Below are 18,528 nucleotides of genomic sequence, written 5' to 3'. Positions count from 1 at the left end.
TTCCCCATGGACCTCGACATCGTCGACTTATCGCGGCTGCAGTTCGCGATAACGGCGCTCTACCACTTTCTGTTCGTGCCGCTGACCCTGGGCCTGTCGATTCTCATCGCCATCATGGAGACGGTGTTTGTGATGACCGGCCGCACAATCTGGCGCGACATGACCAAGTTCTGGGGCGTGCTGTTCGGCATCAACTTCGCCATGGGCGTAGCCACGGGCGTGGTGATGGAGTTCCAGTTCGGCATGAACTGGAGCTACTACAGCCACTACGTGGGCGACATCTTCGGTGCTCCGCTGGCCATTGAAGGGCTGATGGCCTTCTTCCTGGAAGCCACCTTCGTGGGCCTGTTCTTCTTCGGCTGGGACCGGCTGAGCAAAGTCAAGCACCTGATCGTGACCTGCCTGATGGCCATCGGCACCAACTTCTCGGCGCTGTGGATCCTGGTGGCCAACGGCTGGATGCAGAACCCCGTGGGCGCCGCCTTCAACCCGCAGACCATGCGCATGGAAGTGACCGACTTCTTTGCGGTGCTGACCAACCCGGTGGCACAGGCCAAGTTCGTGCACACGGTCTCGGCCGGCTATGTGATGGCCTCGCTATTCGTGCTGGGCGTGTCGGCCTGGTACGTGCTCAAGGGCCGCCACCTGCACCTGGCCAAGCGCTCGATGACGGTGGCCGCCTCGTTCGGTCTGGCCGCCTCGCTGTCGGTGGTGGTGCTGGGCGACGAGTCCGGCTACCTGTCGTCCGAACACCAGAAGATGAAGCTGGCCTCGATCGAAGCCATGTGGGAGACCGAGCCCGCACCGGCGGCCTTCACCGCCATCGGCTTCCCGGACCGCGAAGCGCGCGAAACCCATTTCGCCGTGCACATCCCCTGGGTGATGGGCCTGATCGGCACGCGCTCGCTCAACACCGAGATCCCCGGCATCAACCAGTTGGTGAGCAACGCCGAAGGCTATATCCGCAGCGGCATCGACGCCTATGACGCGCTGCAGACCATCCGCAGCGCCAGGTCGGACGCCGAAGTCCCTGCCGAGGCGCGCACGCGCTTTGAGGAAAAAGGTGTCTACCTGGGCTACGCGCTGCTACTCAAGCGCTATGTAGACGACCCGCGCCAAGCCACCGCCGAACAGATCCAGAAGGCGGCGACCGACACCATTCCCCCGGTGGGCCCGTTGTTCTGGAGCTTCCGCGTCATGGTGGCCCTGGGCATGTTCTTCATCGTGCTGACCGGCACTTTCTTCTGGCTGTCCGTGCGCCACAGGCTGGATGCCTACCCCTGGCTGCTCAAGGTGGCCGTGCTGTCCATCCCGCTGCCGTGGATTGCGGCCGAATGCGGCTGGGTCGTGGCCGAGCTGGGCCGCCAGCCCTGGATCATCGAAGGCGTGCTGCCCACGGCCATGGCCGTCTCCCACCTGGGCGCCGGCACGCTGCTGCTGACGATTGCAGGCTTTGTGCTGATCTACACCGTGCTGCTGGTGATCGAACTCAAACTCATGGTGCGCGCCATCCAGAAGGGGCCGGAGCATGAGAGCGAGCCGCACCTGAGCTTCTACGAACCCATGATCCAAAAGCTGGCCCGCGCCCGCTGAATGCAAGCAAGGAGTACACAAAAATGATCTTGCATGAACTGATTTCGTATGACGTGCTGCGCGTCATCTGGTGGCTGCTGCTGGGCGTGCTGCTGGTGGGCTTTGCCGTGACCGACGGGTTCGATCTGGGCAGCATGGGGCTGCTGCGCGCCACGGCCAAAACCGATGTGGAACGCCGCACCGCCATCAACGCGGTCGGCCCCGTGTGGGAAGGCAACCAAGTGTGGCTGATTCTGGGCGGCGGTGCTATCTTTGCCGCCTGGCCGCAGCTGTACGCGGTCTCCTTCTCCGGCTTTTACCTGGCCATGTTCGCCGTGCTGGTGCCGCTGATCCTGCGCCCCGTGGCCTTCAAGTTCCGCAGCAAGCGCGAGAGCGCTGCCTGGCGCAACGGCTGGGACTGGGTACTGTGCATCACCGGCCTGGTGCCAGCGCTGCTGTTCGGCCTGGCCGTGGGCAATGTGATCCTGGGCGTGCCTTTCCGCCTGGGTGACGATATGCGCATCTACTACGACGGCAGCTTCTTCGGCCTGCTGACACCGTTCGCGCTGCTGTGCGGCCTGGTGTCGCTGTCCATGCTGCTGATGCACGGTGCGTCCTGGCTGGTGTTCAAGACCGAGGGCGAAGTCGCCCGGCGCGCAGCCAGGTACGGCGTGCTGTTTGCGCTGCTGACCACCTTGCTGTTTGCCGCCGCCGGCGTGTGGCTGGGCAGCATCAACGGCTATGTCATCACCAGCGAGATCAGCCACATCGGCCCCTCCAATCCGATGAACAAGACCGCTGCCGCAGTCGCTGGCGCCTGGATGCACAACTTCCAGTCCTACCCCGCGCTGTGGGTCGTGCCCGGTATCGGTCTGGTCATGCCGCTGATCGTGGCCCTGGGCCTGCGCAGCCGCCGCGAATGGCTGAGCCTGCTGGGCAGCGGCCTGGCGATTGCCGGCATCATCCTGACCGTGGGCGCTGCCATGTTCCCCATGATCCTGCCGTCCACCGTCGATCCGCGCTTCAGCCTGACGGTGTGGGATTCCTCCTCCAGCCATGTGGTGCTGTTCATCATGCTGGTGTGCGTGCTGATCTTCCTGCCCTTGATCCTGGCCTACACCAGCTGGGTGTACGCGGTGCTGCGCGGCAAGGTTGATATCGCTGCGATTGCCACCGGCAAAGGCCACTCTTACTAACCGGTAGAAAGGAATTCGATATGTGGTATTTCGCGTGGATTCTGGGCCTGCCACTGGCCGCCGCTTTTGCTGTGCTCAATGCCATGTGGTACGAGCTGATGGATGACGAGGCCACCCGCCGCCGCATCCTGGAGCGCACCAGCAAGCTGCCCGAGTAAAGGCCGCAGGCACAGTGCCTTTCGTCGCTGCATGGCGGCGGAGTCGCAGAGACTTTGCAGAGCCGCGGTGACCGAAGGTGCAGTCAGCCGCTCCGGATTCGGTCGCCCGTTCGGGTGCCCAGGCAAGGCCTGGTGCTGTGATGGCACCAGGCCTTGTGTTTTTGGGGGCGGCGCATAGCAGAGGATGCAGGCCCGTTTTGTACCGCCGTTGACATCTGGTCATGCAACAAAGCGTGTGCATGCGGTGCACAGCCACCGATTGCTGCTAGGGTAGTCCGGTCAAGATTCCCATCTCTATCGCACAGCAAGGAGGAGCCGTGATGGAAGCGCGCAGCGAACCGATTTCCCGCCAACACCACCGCAAAGAGGGCCTGGGCACCACCGGCCGATGGGCGCTGGTGGCCGTGGTGTTGCTGGGAGCGGGCTATGCCGGTTGGCACTACTGGGGCAGGGCGCCGGCAGCCCTGGAGACACCGCCTGTCGCAGCGCCCGCCCCTGCGGCCCCGGCGCCCACCATCACGGAACCCGCACCGGCAGCGCCTGCGGCGGAGCCGGCCGCTGACACCTCCCATCCGCTGGAACCAGCGGCCGACGCCCAGGGCCGCCCGCCGCTGGCCGGTGGCGATGGCGACGGCCTGGCCCAGGCTGTCACGGAATGGCTGGGGCGTGAACGCACGCTGCGCTTTGTCGCCACCGACGCTCTGGCACGCCGCATTGCGGCCACGGTGGACAACCTGGCGCGCAGCCAGGCGGCCTCGCGCTTGTGGCCGTTGCACCCGGTGGGCGGGCGCATGGCCGTCACGCAGACCGACGACGGACGCATGGAGATCGCGCCAGCCAACGCCGCGCGCTACGAAGCCGTGGTGCGCTTTGTCGTGGGCCTGGATGTGGAGCAGGCCGGTGTCCTGTACCGCCGTGTCTACCCGGTGCTGCAGCAGGCCTATGAAGAGCTGGGCTATCCCGGCCAGCGCTTCAATGACCGGCTGGTGGCGGTGATCGACCACCTGCTGCAGACCCCCGAACCTCCCGGGCCGCTGGCGCTGAAACTGGTACAGGTGCAAGGCCAGCTGGCGCCCCAGCAGCCGTGGCTGCGCTACGAGTTTGCCGATGCGGATCTGCAGTCCCTGTCGGCAGGGCAGAAGATCCTGCTGCGCATGGGCGTGGAACACACCCAGCGCATCAAGGCCCAGCTGCGGGCACTGCGGGCGCAGATCACCCGGCGCTGAGCAAAAGGCCCGCGCCCTGCGGAATGCACGGGTGCAGCCCTTCGCACTTCGAGGGCTGCGCACGCAAAAATGGCCTGCAGTTGCAGGCCATTTTTTTGTGGTCGGCGCAGGGGCTGACAGCGCAAGCACCAGGGCAGCGCCGTACCCCTGCAGGTACTCAATCCTGCGGGTCCTTGCCGCCCTTGGGGTCCTTGGGCTTGGCACGGCCGGTGAGCTTGTCCTTGATCTCCAGCACCCGCGTCACGGCGGCGCCCATGCCCATCAGCTGCATGGCGGTTTCGGGTTGCAGGCGCTGCACATCGTCAAACCAGGTCATCAGCTTTTCGATCAGCTCGTACATCTCCTGCATGCGCTTTTGCGCATGGCGTTCGTCGTCGGACTGGGCCTCTTCCAGCAGGGCCGAACGCAGCATGGACTGCGTGGGCTCGATCTCGCGGCGGCGGCGCTCCTCGGCCAGGCGGCGGAAGATGTCCCACACATCCTGCGGCGCCTCAAAATATTCGCGGCGGTCACCGGGCTGGTGGCGCAGGTTCACCAGGCGCCACGACTGCAGTTCCTTCAAGCCCATGCTGACGTTGGAGCGCGAAAACTCCAGCGTCTCCGCAATCTCTTCCGCATTCAGCGCGCGCGGCGACAGAAACAGCAGCGCGTAGATCTGACCCACCGTGCGGTTGATGCCCCAGCGGCTGCCCATCTCGCCAAAGTGGGAGACGAACTGCCGGTTCAGGGAAGGAAGGGGTTGAAGCTGACTCATAAAGGAATTGTGCCTGTGAATTTAAGAATTTCAGCACTTCCTGAAATTGTCCGCAATGCAGGCTGGGCCGGAGGGCGGCCGCGCCGAACGGTGGCTTGCATCGGGGTCACCGGCCCGGCGCGGGCGGGCTCAGCGGTGCAGTTCGCCCGCGTTCTCGGGCTGGAAGTCGATGCCGTCCACCCGCACCGTCACCTTCTGGCCCGTGGGGCTGGGCATCTGGAATTCGTCGCCCACGCTCAGGCCCAGCAGGGCAATGCCCACCGGGGCGAACACCGACACCTTGTCCGCGCTGCCATCCATGTCCTTGGGGTAGACCAGGGTCAGGGTGTTGCTCTTGCCGCTTTCCAGCAGGGTGAAGCGCACGGTGGAATTCATGGTCACCACGGTGGCGGGCATCTGGGCCGGCTCCAGCACATCGGCACGGTCGAGTTCGGCTTCCAGCACGGCGCGGCCCGGAAACTCGCCCGGCATTTTCTCCAGCAGGGCTTCGATGCGCTCCAGGTCCAAGGTCGACAGAGTGATGGTGGGCTTGCGCTCCATGGCGGTGCTCCTTGCGGGATGGGGTGAAAGTCGGTCCGCCAGGCTCAAAAAAACAAAAGCCCACACGGACAAAAGCCCGGGCAACGGGGTTGTCCGGGCCAAGGCAATGAAAAGCACCAATTTGGTGCGCTGTCCGTATTGTGGCGCTTTGCCGCGCTCCTGCCAAGCCATCTCGCACGCTGCCAGTGCGAATTGCTTCGGCGGCGTGCAGCTTTCAAAAAAGGAGCTAGCTGTGGGCGCCGGTATTTGCTGGGAAGCGCTGCGGCACCGGCCACACCGTCTCCGGGCCTGACGAAACCGCCACTGAACAAGCCCCTGCTTGCATCAAGGTTCCGGCACCTGTATTGCTTGAATAACTGTATTTATATACAGTTATCTCATGTCTTCCTATCGCGACCAGCATTCCGATCTGCCCGCCCAGCCCGTGCCGCTGCACAAGGGCCGGGGTGCGGCCAGCTGGATCGCCCACCGCTTTGCACGCGATGCCCGGGAAGCGTTTGACGATGGCTGGGCGGATCCGGCGGTCAATGCGGCCGGCGCAGAAGGGGACGACGGCGAAGCGGCAACTGCCTTGCGCACGCAGCTGGAATGGGAGCAGTGCAAATCCGCCCTCAGCCGGCATGACTCTCCCGACCTGCCGTTTCACCTGGGCCTGAATCCCTACCGGGGCTGCGAGCACGGTTGTATCTACTGCTACGCCCGGCCCACGCACAGCTACCTGGGCTACTCGCCAGGGCTGGACTTTGAAACCCGGCTTGTCGCCAAAGCCAATCTGCCCGAGGTGCTGGGGGCCGAGCTGTCCCGCCCCCGCCATGTGGCCGCACCGGTGATGCTGGGTTCGGTCACCGACTGCTACCAGCCCATTGAGCGCGATGTGGGCCTGACCCGCCGCACCATCGAAGTGCTGGCCGCCGCGCGCCACCCGTTTTCCATCGTCACCAAGGGCAGCGGCATCGAACGCGACCTGGACCTGCTGGTGCCGCTGGCCCGGCAGAACCTGGTGGCGGTCTATGTCACCCTGACCACGCTGCAGCCCGATCTGGCGCGCAGGCTGGAGCCCCGCGCCGCCGCACCGCACCGGCGCCTGCGCACGGTGCGCGCCCTGGCGGAAGCCGGCGTGCCCGTGGGGGTAAGCCTGGCGCCGCAGATCCCGTTCCTGAACGACGACCTGGAACAGGTGCTGGCCGCCGCGCAGGCCGCCGGCGCACGCCAGGCCTTCTATGCCGTGCTGCGCCTGCCGTGGGAGCTGGCGCCGCTGTTCGAGGAATGGCTGCGCCTGCACTACCCGGACCGCGCCCAGCGCGTGCTGGAGCGGGTGCGCGATCTGCATGGCATCAGCGAGGAGGGCCGTGCCGAAGGCAAGGTCTACCAGAGCCAGTTCGGCCAGCGCATGAAAGGCACCGGCGCCTGGGCCGACATGCTGGCCCAGCGCTTTTCCCTGGCTTGCCGCAAGCTGGGCCTGAACCGCGAGCGCGTGCAGCTGGACTGCAGCCAGTACCACCCCAGCCTGCTGGGTGGCCAGCAAAGCCTGTTTTGAGTACGGATGACCGTACAAGAAAAAGGTGAAACCGCTGTGCGGCGGCGCCCGCCGCTAGGCTGCAGCCGGTGTATTCGCACAACGAACAAAACAGACAAAAAAATAGACAACAGCGCGCGAATCCCATGGGGACATCGGCCCCTGTACAGGCACTGCGGCCCAGCGGCTGGCGCGGCTCACCCCCCACATGCGCCCCACACACCATGCATACCTCCTGCCTCGCACGCTGCGGCCGTCGCCACAGCGGTGCGCTGGCCACGGCCTGTGCAGCCGGGATCGTGTTGGCGCCAGGCATGTTGTCGATGATGAAGACCTGTCCCAGCGCGCGGCTTGCATGGTCGGCGAATGCCTGAGTCACCACGTCGGTGGGGCTGCCTGCGGCAAAGCACACTACCAGCTTGATGGGCGTCGCAGAGGCTATGAAAAGTGCAACTGCCAGCGATGGGCAAGCCCGCATCGCATGCGATTTTGTCGTCGGTAAAGCGGTACTGGCCACACCAGCTCCAGGCCTGACGGGACCGCAACTGAACAAGCCCCTGTCTGCATCAAGGTTCCGGCCTACCGTTTCACCTGAGCTGGGATCCCTGGCGGGGTTGTGCGCCGCAGTGGTGGAGATCCTCGAAAGCAGCGCGGACCGGGATCGTCACGTTTTAGCTTCAGCTTCGGAGCATCTGCGATGCAAGGATGTTGGATTCACATCCTGTCGACTGTTAGTTCTTGCGCGGGTGTATGGGTTGCCCAGGGGTATCCAACGTCGTAGTCAAAATGCGGCCGTGGGTGGAATCTGTGACAAACAGCTGCTTGCGCTGCACGCCGCCAAAAGCCAGGTTGGTGGTGGAGCTGCCTGGCACACCACGCAGCACCTGCACCGGTTCAGCCCGGTGGTTGAGCACCCACACATGGCCCAGTCCGGGGTTCGCCACCAGCACATGGCCTTGAGCATCGACAGCCAAACCGTCAGGGCCGCTCGGCCCATACGACGTAAAGAACTGGCTGACCTTGGCCACACTGCCATCGGGCAACAGCGGCACCCGCCACACGCAGTTGCCCCGTGTGACCGCCAGGTACAGAACGCGTCCATCGGGCGACAAGGCCACTCCGTTGGGGCTGGGCACGTTGTGCAGCAGCAGATCAAGCTGGCCGTTGGGCCGCAGGCGGTACAAGCGTCCGCTGGGGTCATGCAGGCCGCTCTGCCCCTGGTCCGTGAAGTACAGATTGCCTTCGGCGTCAAAGATCAGATCGTTCACACCTTTGAAGCTCTCGCTGTTGCGACGCTCCAGGAACGGGGTGACAGCGCCGCTGGCCACATCCAGGCGCACCAGCCCGTTCTTGTAATCCGTGATCAGCAAGGTGTTGGCATCCAAAAATTTCATGCCATTCGGTTCGCCGTCGTACTCGGCCACCAAGCTCCACATGCCCTGCGGGTCAATGCGGAAGATGCGGCCCCAGGGAATGTCGGTCACGTACAGATTGCCGGCTCCGTCAAACACCGGGCCTTCCAGGAACGAGTCGGTGATGGTGCCTCCCCGGTTGGCATCGGCCCAAACGCTGGGCGCGGGGCGGCGGAAAACGTCCGGCATGACGCTGAACGTTTCCAGTTCGCGGACTTCAGGGGGCTGCAGCAGAAACATAAGAACAGCTTTCCTATTTGTGAAACATCAAATCCCGGCCCGCCGGATCCGACCAGTTGGCTGGGCAGGGACATCCAATGGGATTTTCAACAGTGATCGAACCCATAGAGCTGGCCCGGGTTGTCCGACAGGACGCGGTGCATGGCCGATGCGGAGCCGCACCAGGCTTGGAGCAGATCGACCAGGTCGGCGTCATTCACGCTACCCGGAGCCTCGGTGGTGTGCGGCCAGTCGCTGCCCCATACCAGCCTCTGCGGAGCATCTCTGACCAAGGCATGACCCAGGGGCAGGGTGTCGGCATAACTGGGGCCGTGCACCGACGAGCGCATGTAGGCCCCTGAGAGCTTGACCCAGGTCCGGCCACCATCGAGCAACCGGCGCAGCACCCCATAGGCCTCGGCTGCCGGACCTTCGGATGGATCTATGTGCCCCAGGTGGTCGATGACCAGCGGCACCGGCAGCTTGTGCAGCCAGGGTGCCAAGGCCACTATTTGCTCAGGGTGGGCAAACACCTGCAGGTGCCAGCCTGCGCAATCCCTGTGGCGAACCACCTTATCGGCCAGGGTGGTCAGCATCTCGGCTGTGGTGCGTCCCCAGGACTGGGGCGAGACAAAGTTCACCCGCAGCCCGCACACACCGCGGGATGCAAGATGGGTCAGTTCAGAGGCATTCACCGTGGCATCCACCACAGCCACACCGCGTGCGCTGTCGCCCAATTGCGCCAACGCATCGAGGGTACAGGTGTTGTCGGTGCCATAGGTCGATGGCGTCACGACCACCGTGCGCGATGTCCCCAGGCGCTGCTGCAGCATCCTGTAAGCTGCCACGGGAGCCGAGGGCGGTGTGCGATGCCAATGCGGCGATGGAGCGAAACGCGCGTCAAAAATGTGCATATGGCTGTCGCACGCAAGCGCAGGCAATGTGCATGAAGGGCGGTTCACGCCTGCGGAATGCGGCACGGGTGTGGATAGCGGCGGCAGCTCCATCGCTTCAGTCCAGCTTGATGTGGCCCTTGCGCACCACCTCGCCCCATTTCGCATCCTCCTGCTTCAGGAACACAGCGAAATCGGCGGGTGTCGATCCAATAGCCTGGGCACCCAGGTCGGAAAGGCGCTGCTTCACGGCATCCTCCTTCAGCACTTCGGCCAGGGTCTGCTGCAGCTTGGCCGCCACAGGCTCGGGCGTGCCGGCCGGCAGGAACACCCCGTTCCATTCATACGCCTCATAACCGGGGATTACCGTCTCGGCCACGGTCGGCACATCGGGCAGGCGCTTGGAGCGCTCGGGAGCCGATACAGCCAAGGCACGCAGCTTGCCACCCGAAATCAAGGGGTAGGTGGCAGCGACGGTACCGAACATGAAATCCACCTGCCCGCCCATGACATCGGCAATTGCCGGGCCACCGCTCTTGTAGGGCACGTGCACCATGTCCAGATTCAGTTTCTGGCGGAACAGTTCTGCCGCAAGGCGCTGCACGGTGCCGCTGCCACCGGAGGCGAAATTCAGCTTGCCTGGCTCGGCCTTGGCCCTGGCAATCAGGTCGCTCACGCTCTTGAGCGGCGAATCGGCCTTCACGACCAGCGCATTGGGCGCCAGCAGCACCAGCGACAGCGGCTGCAGCGCGTTCGCTGCGTACGGCATCTTGGGGAACAGGTGCGGGTTGATGGATTGCGGTGTGGCGTCGTACAGCATCGTGTAGCCATCCGCGGGTGCCTTGGCGACGAAGCCTGCGCCGATGGTGCCGCTGGCTCCAGCCTTGTTGTCCACGATCACGCTGACTCCCAGCTTGGCGCCCAGACGCGTGGCCACCACGCGCGCCACGGCATCTGCCGCACCGCCGGGGGCATATGGCACGACCATGGTGATGGTGCGCTCGGGAAAGGCTGCATGTGCAGCCACGGCGGCACAGGCACAGGCCGCCAACAGGTATTGCTTGAGGGATTTCATGGTGATTGCAGGCTGATTAGAAGAAAAATCTGCTGCTCTGGGTGCAGGGCGCAGCGCGGCCATACCGTCATTGCTTGTCGATGCCGACCTTGGCGGCCACGGCCTCCCACAGCAGGGCATCGGTCTTCAGTTTGTCGGCGAATGCCGGGCCGCTGACCACCCGCGGCACTGCGCCCAGGTCGTTGGCAAAAGCCTGCACGTCAGGGCTGGCCATGGCCCTGGCGATTTCCGTGCGCAGCCGCTCCAGTACCGCATCCGGTGTGCCCTTGGGAGCCCACAAACCCGTGAAATTGACCACCTTGTAGCCGGGAACTCCGGCTTGTGCAAAGGTCGGAACCTCGGGCAGCGCCTGCAGGCGCTGGTCGCCGCTCACAGCCAGCAGGCGCACCTTGCCGCCACGCACCTGTCCCATCACCCCCGGGGTCGAGGCAATCTGGAAGTCGATGGTGCCGCCCAGCAGCGCCAGGGTGGCCTCTCCTGCGCCTTTGAATGGCACGTGGGTGGCTTTCAAGCCGCTGCTGCCTTGCAAGGCCTCCGTCGCAAAGTGCGGCATGGTTCCGGCACCACCGGTGCCATAGTTCAGCTTGCCGGGGTTGGCCTGCGAATAGGCCACCAGATCGCCCAGCGTCCTGAAAGGCGATCCCGCCGCCACCACCACAGCGGTGGGTGCGAAGTTGAAGCCTGCTACCGGCACCAGGTCCTGCGTGTAGTCCCAGGGCAGTTTCTTGAAGACCTGCGGCAGGATGGAGTAGGTGGTGTCGTTGGCCATCAGCGTGTAGCCATCGCCTGCTGAACGTGCCACCTGCTGGGCTCCGATCGTGCCAGTGGCACCGGCCTTGTTCTCGACGAAGAAGCTCTGGCCGGTCTGCTCGGTGAGCTTTTGCGCGATCCGGCGTGTGACCTGGTCCACGGCCCCGCCCGGGGGATAGGGCACCACAATCTTGACGGCCTTGTTCGGATAGGGCGATGGCGGCTGTGCGCTGGCGGCACTGCTTGCCAGCGCCAGGGCCGCGCACAGGGGAAAATACATGCGTTTCATGGATGTGTCTCCTTGCGAAAGCGTCATTCGGCCTTGAGGTTCAGGTCGCGTGCGATCTGCGTGTAGGTAGCGACTTCGCGCTCCACCTGCCTGGAAAAGGCTGTACCGCAGGTGGCGTTGGCGTCCAGTCCCAGGCCGCGCAGCTTTTCGGCTGCGGCAGCACTGCCGGAGAATTCGCGCGCGACCTTTTCCAGCTGCTGCGCGATGGGGTCCGGCAAACCGGCCGGGGCCAGCACGCCGTACCAGGCGTCGGCCGAATAGTTGCCTCCACCGGCCTCGGCGAACGTGGCCACTTGCGGCAGCAGCGGCGAGCGCTTGGGTGAAGCCACGGCCAGTGCCTTGAGCTTGCCGCTCTGGATCTGCGCCAGCACCGAGCCCAGGGTGGCGAACGAGCTGTCGAGCTGGCCGCCCATCAGGTCGGTGACCACGGGCGCTGCACCCTTGTAGGGCACGTGGTTGAGCTGCAGGCTGTTGGCACGCGCGAACATCTCTGTGGCGAAATGGCCCGAACTACCCATGCCCGCCGTGCCGGCCGTGGTGCGGCCCGGCGCCTTGCGCACGTGGGCCATGTAATCGGCCAGCGATGCCACTGGCAGGCTCGGCCCCACCACGAGCACCGTCGGGCTGGTGGCCACCGTGCACAGCGGCTTGAAGGACTTCACTGCGTCGAACTTCACCCGGCCGCTGTATAGCCCCGGGATCATCGTGTGGTTGGTGGCGCCGAACAGCAGCGTGTAGCCGTCGGCCGGTGCGCTGGCCACGGCTTGTGCAGCCAGGATCGTGTTGGCGCCTGGCTTGTTGTCAATGATGAAGGCCTGTCCCAGCGCGCGGCTTGCATGGTCGGCGAATGCCCGCGCCACCACGTCGGTGGGGCCGCCTGCGGCAAAGCCCACCACCAACTTGACGGGCTTGGACGGGTAGGCGGCTGTCTGTGCGTGGCAGGTTGCAGAGGCGATGAGAAGTGCCACTGCCAGCGATCGACAAGCCCGCATCGCATGCGATTTTGTTATCGGTGGAGCGGCCCGGGCGACCTGGCAGGGCGCAGCGGAGCCCCGCTGGCCTGAGCGTGTGTACATGTCTTGTCTCCTGTAGTGGACCCCGTCGAGCGGGGTCTCTTTTATGGGAGGAAGCTTAGAGCAGGCTCCAAGCTTCGCAGCGGGCCTCAGGCCACGGTTGTCTGGGCCAGCACGGCCAGCAAGTTCTTGGCAGCGCCCACGCCCATGTTCACGTAGGCATCGCTGGTGACGCCACCGATATGCGGACTGAGAACGAAGTTCTTCTCGCCCTGGAACGGGTGACCTGTGGTCATCGGCTCCACCGCAAAGCTGTCGAGACCGGCGGCCATCACCTGGCCGGAACGCACGGCGGTCAAAAGGTCTGCCTCATTGACAAGGCCTCCGCGTGCCGTGTTCACCACGATCACGCCGCGCTTGCACTGGGCCAATGTGGTGGCGTTCAGCATGCCGCGGTTTTCGTCGGTCAGAGGGCAGTGCAGCGAGATGGCATCGGCCTCTCGCCAGATGGTTTCCAGGTCTACGCTCTGCACGTAGTCAGGCAGGTTCTTGGCGAAAGGATCGAAGCCGATCACGCGCATGCCCAGGGCATCGGCCATCTTGGCAAAGCGCAGGCCGATGGCGCCCAGGCCCACGAGGCCCACGGTGCGACCACCCAACTCCAGGCTCTTGTGCGTGGCCTTGTCCCAGTGCCCGGCGTGCATGCGCGCGTCCAGTGCCACCACGGACTTGGCGCATGCCAGCAGCAGCGCCAGTGCCTGCTCGGCCACCGCGGCGGCATTGGCACCCACGGCCGCCACCACTTCGATGCCGCGTGCCTTGGCAGCCTCCTTGTCGATGGTGTCTGTGCCGCTGCCATGCTTGGAGATGACCTTCAGCGAAGGCGCCGCGTCCATCACAGACGCACCCACCTTGCCGTAACGCACGATGATGGCCACCGGGTCGTGCTGCCGACTCAGCGCCACCATGTCTTCTTCGGTAGGGGTCTTGCCGGCGTAGACGATTTCGTAGCCGCTGAGCAGGTCCAGCGCCTGCTGCGCCAGGTCGGCGCCTGTGATGATGATGGTGGGGGCGCTCACAGCGATTCTCCTTCCTTGAGCACGCCGGCGGCGTGCAGCGCGGCAGGCAGCCATTTGGAGGCTGTGTCACCGCGAGCGATGGCCTCGATGCGCGCGGCCTCGTCGGCCACTTTCTTGTCGGCCAGGGCCAGCATGGCAGGTGCCTTGGCGCGTTCGATCACGACCACACCATCGGCATCGCCCACCACCAGGTCACCCGGGTTCACCATGGTTCCACCGGCGGAGATGGGATGGTTGATGCGACCAGGCACAAACTTGGTGGGGCCGGCAGGGTTGAAGCCGGCGCTGAATACGGGAAAGCCCAGGTCCAGGATCTCCAGCTTGTCGCGGATGGCACCGTCCACGATCACACCGGCCAGGCCGATCTTCTTGCAGGCGCTGAGCATCAGTGTGCCCATCAGTGCCGCGGTCTGGTCTCCCTTGCCGTCGATCACCAGCACATCGCCGGGCTTGGCCAGCGCGATGGCGGCGTGGATCATGAGGTTGTCGCCGGGACGCACTTCGACGGTGAATGCGGGGCCGGCCAGTTTCATGTCCTGGTGCACGGGGGCAATGCGGGCGTGCATGGTACCGCGGCGGCCGGCCACGTCGGCCAGGATGGCGGCCTGGAAGGTGCCGGCCTTGGCGACCACATCGGCGCTGACGCGCTCGATGTCACGGATCATTTCGGGAAGTTGGCTCATGGTGTGGTTCCAATAGGGTTGGGGGAAAGATGCAGTACGGTCAATGGCAACAACATGGGCCTCACTCGGCCTTGATGTTTCCGTCCTTGATGACCTTGGCCCACTTGGCCGAGTCGGCCTTCTGCAGGTCGCCGAGCTGTTTGGAAGTGCCGCCCACCAGCGTCACACCGAGGCGGTCTGCCAGTGCAATGAGTGCGGGGTCTTTCAGCGCCTGGTTGATGTCCTTGTTCAGCCGCTGTACGACGGCTGCAGGCGTCCTGGCTGGCGCGAACACGGCCTGCCACTGCTCCACCACAAAGTCGCGCATTCCAACTTCGCCCATGGTGGGCACCTCCGGCAGCGCCTTCAGGCGTTGGGCCGAGGTGACGGCCAGCGCGCGCAACTTGCCCGACTGCACGTGCGGCAGCGCTGCGGCAACGGGGGCGAACATGAACTGCACCTGCTCGGCCAGCGTGTCCTGCAGCGCCGGCGTGTCGCCCTTGTAGGGGACATGGATGAAGCGCGCGCCCGTTTGCTGCTGAAGCAGCTCACCCTGCATCTGCAGGATGGTGCCGTTACCGCCCGAGGCGAAGGCCAGCTTGCCAGGCTGCGCCTTGGCTGCGGCCACGAGGTCGGACACGGTCTTGAACGGTTGGTGTGCGCCGACCACCAGCATGTGTGGAATGGTGCCGATGATGGCCACCGGCTCGAACGCGGCGATATGGTCATAGGACAGCTTCATCAGGTGCGGTGCGATCGCCTGCGGGCCGATGGAGGTGCCCAGCAGCGTGTAGCCGTCCGGCTGCACCTTGGCGACGAAGGCCGCACCGATGGTGCCGGTGGCGCCGGCCTTGTTGTCCACGATGACGTTCGTTCCCAGTGACGCGCCAATGCGCTGCGCCACGTTGCGACCCAGCACGTCGGTGCTGCCGCCCGGCGGGTACGGCACCACCCAGGTGATGACCTTGCCGGCGGGCCAGTCGCCTTGCGCCTGCAGGGGCGCCACACACAGCGGTCCCAGCAGCGCAGCGCCTGCGGCGGCGATCAGTGCGCGGCGTGTGCGACCCGGTGAAGAAGAGATGGCTGTCGATGCGTTCATGGTTGTCTCCGTATGGTTGTTATGAAGAGGCAAGGGGTGCGAAGCCGTACAGCGCCGCCGGGTTGTCCACCAGCACGCGCTGCAGCGCGGAGGGTCCCCCGTTCTGGTGCGCCCAGTCGGCCAGGCGGTCGATCTGCCGAGCGTCGTCCGGCATGGGCTGCATGCCGGACGAGGCGGTGGCGTGGGGCCAGTCGCTGCCCCATAGCACGCGCTGTGGTGCGGCGCACAGGTAGCCTGCGGCCAGCGCATCCAGCGCGGGGTCGTCCATGGCGTGGTGTTCGCTCACGATGTAGCCTCCGGACAACTTGATCCACGCCCGGTCGGCCTGCAGCAAATCGAGCAGCAGGGCATGGGCGGGGTGCCGGCCCGCCAGCGCGGGTGCGATGCGCCCGAAATGGTCAAACACCACGGGTACCGGTAGATGGCGCAACACTTCCCCCTGCATGGCCAGCATGTCCGGCGCCATCAGCAACTGCAGGTGCCAGCCCAGCGGGGCGATGCGGTGCGCCAGCGGTCGCAACAAGTCCACCGAACCTGACACGCCGAGTGACAGGTTCAACCGCACGCCGCGCACACCGACGGCGTGCAGGCGCTGTAGTTCGGCATCGCTCTCGCTGCCGTCGATCACGGCCACGCCCCGGGCATCGGAACCCAGGGAGGCCAGTGCTTCCAGCATGCAGCGGTTGTCGGTGCCGTAGGTGGACGGTGTGACCAGCACGGTGCGCGTGGTGCCAATGCGCTTTTGCAAAGCGCGGTAGTCATGTACCGAGGCATCGGGCGGCAGCAGCCTGGCCCCCGCGGCTGCCGGAAAGCTGCTGTCGTAGACATGTACATGGCAGTCACAGGCCCCCGCCGGGAGCGGCGTTCTGGGGCGCGCGATGCCCGTTGAGAAGCGCACGGGCGCAGCAAGGCTGTCGCGATGCATGGTGGTATCCACTGGAGGGGAGAACGCAATGCAGCGTCAGTTCAGGCTGGCTCCAGAGTCCTTGACCACCTTGGCCCAACGAGGAACTTCCGACTGCAGCAGCAGGCGGAAGTCTTTGCTGCTCCCTCCAAGGACATCACCGCCCTCTGAGCGCAATTTCTCCGCGACATCTGCTTCAGCCAGTGCCGAATTGATAGCGGTGTTCAGCTTCTGCACAATGGCATCCGGTGTTCCCGCTGGCGCCAGGATGCCGAACCAGGTGATCGCTTCAAAGTTCTTGCCGCTGGCTTCCGCCATGGTCGGTGTCGCGGGCAATTGGCCGGAACGCTGCTTGGACGTGACCAGCAGAGGGTGCAGTTTTTCGTTGCGCACCTGGCCGATCAGCGATGGAATGGAGCCCACAAAAAGATCAATCTGTCCGCCAGACAAATCGGTGATCGCCTGTGCAATGCCCTTGTAGGGGATGTGGCGCAGCTTGACCCCGCTGGCCTGTTCGATCTGTGTCACTGCCAGATGGGCCACGGTGCCGTTGCCCGCATAGCCCACGGTAATCATGTCGGGCTTTGCTTTGGCGGCCTTCAGCACTTCGGCCATCGACGTGAAGGATTTGCCGCTGACCATCAGGATGGGTGAAGACGACACCAGTGCCACAGGGGCCAGATCCTTCAGCGGATCGTAGGGCAGCTTTTTATACAACGCCGGATTGATCGCCAGGTTGCTGGTCTGTCCCATGACCAGGGTGTATCCGTCTGGCGAGGACTTTGCCGCGGCATCCACCCCCAGATTCCCGCCTGCTCCGGGCCGGTTATCGACAACGATATTCCAGCTGGTCTTTTCCGTGACTTTTTGGGCCACGGAACGGGCAATCATGTCCGTGCCTCCGCCGGGAGGAAACGGCACGATCAGGCGAATGGGCTTGGTGGGGTAGCCGGCCTGGGCGTGTGCGCTCACCGCGGCAACAGCCAGTACGGAAGCGCCGAACATCCACGTGCAAAGGCGCGCAGACATGGAAATGGCTCGTGTCGTGATGGTCATACGTTGTCTCCGTATCGTTTATTTGTGCTCCCACTTGGTCATGCGCCGAGGGGTGCCTGACTCTAAAAAAAAGTTTCAACGGGTACAATGGAGTTTCGTACAACGAAACAGATTGCACCATGAGCAACCCATCCGCCAGCCACGCAAGCTCACCGTCGAGCGATGTCTCGGCAAGCCAAATCGTCGCGGAACCATCCACCGGCAGCGTGACGGCCGTCGTGCGAGCGATGCAGGTGCTGGATGCCTTTGCTTTGGGAGAGTCGCATCTGCCGTTGGCCGAACTGAGTCGCCGCTGCCAGTTGCACAAAACCACGGTGCTGCGCATCGCGCGCACGCTGGCCCTGTCTGGCTATCTGGTCCAACGCGAGGATGGGGATTGGCGTCTTGGCCCTGCGGCGGGCTGGCTCGGTGCACGGTACCAAGCGGGCTTTGATGTGCAGAACGTGCTGGAGCCGGCGTTGCGTGCATTGACATCCGCCAGCGGAGAGAGCGCTGCGTTCTATGTCAGAGAAGGAAGCGTGAGAACCTGCCTCGTGCGTGTCGAAGGACCTCAGGCGCTGCGGCACCACGCGCGCATGGGTGAAGGCCTGCCTCTGGACCGGGGCTCGCCAGGGCGCGTGATCCTGGCGTTCTCGGGGGAGCCTGGCGCGCTGTATGAAGAAATCCGCCAGCGGGGCTTTCACTGGTCCATCGGGGAGCGCGAGCAAGGAGTTGCAACCATTTCAGCTCCTGTTTTTGGAAAGCACTGGCGCCTTCTCGGTTCGGTGTGCGTGTCTGGTCCAGCCTCCCGTTTGCCACAGCAAAGGTTGGAAGAGATGGCCCCCACAGTCATTGCTGCCGCCAATCAGCTCTCTTATGCATTGGCAGGCCATACCGGTGCGACGGCGCCTGCAGTCAGAGCAAGCCATTGGCACCCTTGATACATGCCCACGCCTGGTGTTTCGCGCACGAAAACCGCGGGTAGTGCTTCGATGAATTGACCGAGCAGTTCTCAGGCGATTGGGCAACCGATGACTGGGCCATTCGCCGGGGCTGGACGGTGCAACCCGGTTCGTCAGGCCAACCTGCCCGAGGTGTGCGTGCCTAGCTGTCCCCCCAACCTGCTGGGCGGCCAG

General features: G+C 64.7%; 18 protein-coding genes and 1 pseudogene. 6 read left to right on the top strand and 13 right to left on the bottom strand.

The features are described 5' to 3' along the window. Nucleotides 1-6: 6 nt before the first annotated feature. The 4 genes from CT3_RS15680 to CT3_RS15665 all read left to right on the top strand — a co-directional run bounded on the left by CT3_RS15680 (nucleotide 7) and on the right by CT3_RS15665 (nucleotide 4,152). Nucleotides 7-1,593, top strand: coding sequence for a cytochrome ubiquinol oxidase subunit I (locus CT3_RS15680; protein WP_066534157.1), 1,587 nt, complete (start codon nucleotides 7-9; stop codon nucleotides 1,591-1,593). Nucleotides 1,594-1,616: 23 nt separating this feature from the next. Beyond that, nucleotides 1,617-2,768, top strand: a complete 1,152-nt coding sequence (gene cydB, locus CT3_RS15675) for a cytochrome d ubiquinol oxidase subunit II (protein ID WP_066534156.1) — start codon at nucleotides 1,617-1,619, stop codon at nucleotides 2,766-2,768. Nucleotides 2,769-2,788: 20 nt separating this feature from the next. Further along, entirely contained in the window at nucleotides 2,789-2,926 is a 138-nt protein-coding gene (cydX, locus tag CT3_RS15670; protein ID WP_066534155.1) for a cytochrome bd-I oxidase subunit CydX, read from the top strand. 320 nt (nucleotides 2,927-3,246) lie between these two features. Continuing rightward, nucleotides 3,247-4,152, top strand: coding sequence for a DUF3014 domain-containing protein (locus CT3_RS15665; protein WP_098066224.1), 906 nt, complete (start codon nucleotides 3,247-3,249; stop codon nucleotides 4,150-4,152). Between the two features lie 157 nt (nucleotides 4,153-4,309). Here the strand turns inward: CT3_RS15665 and CT3_RS15660 are convergent, their stop codons facing one another. After that, nucleotides 4,310-4,906, bottom strand: a complete 597-nt coding sequence (locus tag CT3_RS15660) for a GbsR/MarR family transcriptional regulator (protein WP_066534154.1) — start codon at nucleotides 4,904-4,906, stop codon at nucleotides 4,310-4,312. 129 nt (nucleotides 4,907-5,035) lie between these two features. After that, entirely contained in the window at nucleotides 5,036-5,446 is a 411-nt protein-coding gene (gene rnk / locus CT3_RS15655; protein ID WP_066534149.1) for a nucleoside diphosphate kinase regulator, read from the bottom strand. 379 nt (nucleotides 5,447-5,825) lie between these two features. Between rnk and CT3_RS15650 the strand changes: the two genes are divergently transcribed. Continuing rightward, entirely contained in the window at nucleotides 5,826-6,983 is a 1,158-nt protein-coding gene (locus tag CT3_RS15650; RefSeq protein WP_066534144.1) for a PA0069 family radical SAM protein, read from the top strand. Nucleotides 6,984-7,227: 244 nt separating this feature from the next. Here CT3_RS15650 and CT3_RS15645 read toward each other — a convergent pair. The 11 genes and pseudogenes from CT3_RS15645 to CT3_RS15595 form a co-directional block, all read right to left on the bottom strand. Continuing rightward, nucleotides 7,228-7,440: pseudogene (locus CT3_RS15645) on the bottom strand (tripartite tricarboxylate transporter substrate binding protein); the annotation flags it as partial. Between the two features lie 253 nt (nucleotides 7,441-7,693). Beyond that, nucleotides 7,694-8,614, bottom strand: coding sequence for an SMP-30/gluconolactonase/LRE family protein (locus tag CT3_RS15640; RefSeq protein WP_066534142.1), 921 nt, complete (start codon nucleotides 8,612-8,614; stop codon nucleotides 7,694-7,696). 86 nt (nucleotides 8,615-8,700) lie between these two features. Next, nucleotides 8,701-9,600, bottom strand: coding sequence for an amidohydrolase family protein (locus CT3_RS15635; RefSeq protein ID WP_066534141.1), 900 nt, complete (start codon nucleotides 9,598-9,600; stop codon nucleotides 8,701-8,703). A 4-nt stretch (nucleotides 9,601-9,604) separates the two neighbouring features. Next, nucleotides 9,605-10,561, bottom strand: a complete 957-nt coding sequence (locus CT3_RS15630; protein WP_066534140.1) for a tripartite tricarboxylate transporter substrate binding protein — start codon at nucleotides 10,559-10,561, stop codon at nucleotides 9,605-9,607. A 67-nt stretch (nucleotides 10,562-10,628) separates the two neighbouring features. After that, nucleotides 10,629-11,600 carry a Bug family tripartite tricarboxylate transporter substrate binding protein gene (locus tag CT3_RS15625; RefSeq protein WP_066534138.1) on the bottom strand — a complete coding sequence of 324 codons (972 nt, stop codon included), beginning with the start codon at nucleotides 11,598-11,600 and terminating at the stop codon, nucleotides 10,629-10,631. A gap of 23 nt (nucleotides 11,601-11,623) precedes the next feature. Beyond that, complete coding sequence (locus tag CT3_RS15620; RefSeq protein ID WP_083520312.1) at nucleotides 11,624-12,592, bottom strand: Bug family tripartite tricarboxylate transporter substrate binding protein; 969 nt, start codon at nucleotides 12,590-12,592, stop codon at nucleotides 11,624-11,626. A 170-nt stretch (nucleotides 12,593-12,762) separates the two neighbouring features. Then, entirely contained in the window at nucleotides 12,763-13,692 is a 930-nt protein-coding gene (locus tag CT3_RS15615) for an NAD(P)-dependent oxidoreductase (RefSeq protein ID WP_066534136.1), read from the bottom strand. Beyond that, entirely contained in the window at nucleotides 13,689-14,375 is a 687-nt protein-coding gene (locus tag CT3_RS15610) for an RraA family protein (protein WP_066534135.1), read from the bottom strand. Before CT3_RS15610 ends, CT3_RS15615 begins: the two co-directional genes overlap by 4 nt. Before the next feature lie 61 nt (nucleotides 14,376-14,436). Beyond that, nucleotides 14,437-15,453, bottom strand: coding sequence for a Bug family tripartite tricarboxylate transporter substrate binding protein (locus CT3_RS15605; protein ID WP_066534128.1), 1,017 nt, complete (start codon nucleotides 15,451-15,453; stop codon nucleotides 14,437-14,439). 19 nt (nucleotides 15,454-15,472) lie between these two features. Continuing rightward, complete coding sequence (locus tag CT3_RS15600) at nucleotides 15,473-16,378, bottom strand: amidohydrolase family protein (protein ID WP_066534181.1); 906 nt, start codon at nucleotides 16,376-16,378, stop codon at nucleotides 15,473-15,475. Nucleotides 16,379-16,414: 36 nt separating this feature from the next. After that, nucleotides 16,415-17,413, bottom strand: a complete 999-nt coding sequence (locus tag CT3_RS15595) for a Bug family tripartite tricarboxylate transporter substrate binding protein (protein ID WP_066534123.1) — start codon at nucleotides 17,411-17,413, stop codon at nucleotides 16,415-16,417. Nucleotides 17,414-17,532: 119 nt separating this feature from the next. Here CT3_RS15595 and CT3_RS15590 point away from each other — a divergent pair, with 119 nt between their 5' ends. After that, nucleotides 17,533-18,333: an IclR family transcriptional regulator gene (locus tag CT3_RS15590; protein WP_083520311.1), complete on the top strand. Its 801-nt coding sequence runs from the start codon at nucleotides 17,533-17,535 to the stop codon at nucleotides 18,331-18,333. Nucleotides 18,334-18,528 lie beyond the last annotated feature (195 nt).

Source organism: Comamonas terrigena NBRC 13299 (assembly GCF_006740045.1).
In the GTDB taxonomy this organism is placed as follows: domain Bacteria; phylum Pseudomonadota; class Gammaproteobacteria; order Burkholderiales; family Burkholderiaceae_C; genus Comamonas; species Comamonas terrigena.
This window is presented reverse-complemented; position numbering and strand designations above follow the sequence as displayed.

Coding starts and splice junctions, on each gene's coding strand:
- CT3_RS15635 (WP_066534141.1), bottom strand. CDS start 9,600: ATGGAGCTGCCGCCGCTATCCACACCCGTGCCGCATTCCGCAGGCGTG.
- CT3_RS15610 (WP_066534135.1), bottom strand. CDS start 14,375: ATGAGCCAACTTCCCGAAATGATCCGTGACATCGAGCGCGTCAGCGCC.
- CT3_RS15595 (WP_066534123.1), bottom strand. CDS start 17,413: ATGACCATCACGACACGAGCCATTTCCATGTCTGCGCGCCTTTGCACG.
- CT3_RS15590 (WP_083520311.1), top strand. CDS start 17,533: ATGAGCAACCCATCCGCCAGCCACGCAAGCTCACCGTCGAGCGATGTC.
- CT3_RS15630 (WP_066534140.1), bottom strand. CDS start 10,561: ATGAAATCCCTCAAGCAATACCTGTTGGCGGCCTGTGCCTGTGCCGCC.
- CT3_RS15625 (WP_066534138.1), bottom strand. CDS start 11,600: ATGAAACGCATGTATTTTCCCCTGTGCGCGGCCCTGGCGCTGGCAAGC.
- rnk (WP_066534149.1), bottom strand. CDS start 5,446: ATGGAGCGCAAGCCCACCATCACTCTGTCGACCTTGGACCTGGAGCGC.
- cydB (WP_066534156.1), top strand. CDS start 1,617: ATGATCTTGCATGAACTGATTTCGTATGACGTGCTGCGCGTCATCTGG.
- CT3_RS15600 (WP_066534181.1), bottom strand. CDS start 16,378: ATGCATCGCGACAGCCTTGCTGCGCCCGTGCGCTTCTCAACGGGCATC.
- CT3_RS15640 (WP_066534142.1), bottom strand. CDS start 8,614: ATGTTTCTGCTGCAGCCCCCTGAAGTCCGCGAACTGGAAACGTTCAGC.
- CT3_RS15650 (WP_066534144.1), top strand. CDS start 5,826: ATGTCTTCCTATCGCGACCAGCATTCCGATCTGCCCGCCCAGCCCGTG.
- cydX (WP_066534155.1), top strand. CDS start 2,789: ATGTGGTATTTCGCGTGGATTCTGGGCCTGCCACTGGCCGCCGCTTTT.
- CT3_RS15620 (WP_083520312.1), bottom strand. CDS start 12,592: ATGCGGGCTTGTCGATCGCTGGCAGTGGCACTTCTCATCGCCTCTGCA.
- CT3_RS15605 (WP_066534128.1), bottom strand. CDS start 15,453: ATGAACGCATCGACAGCCATCTCTTCTTCACCGGGTCGCACACGCCGC.
- CT3_RS15660 (WP_066534154.1), bottom strand. CDS start 4,906: ATGAGTCAGCTTCAACCCCTTCCTTCCCTGAACCGGCAGTTCGTCTCC.
- CT3_RS15680 (WP_066534157.1), top strand. CDS start 7: ATGGACCTCGACATCGTCGACTTATCGCGGCTGCAGTTCGCGATAACG.
- CT3_RS15665 (WP_098066224.1), top strand. CDS start 3,247: ATGGAAGCGCGCAGCGAACCGATTTCCCGCCAACACCACCGCAAAGAG.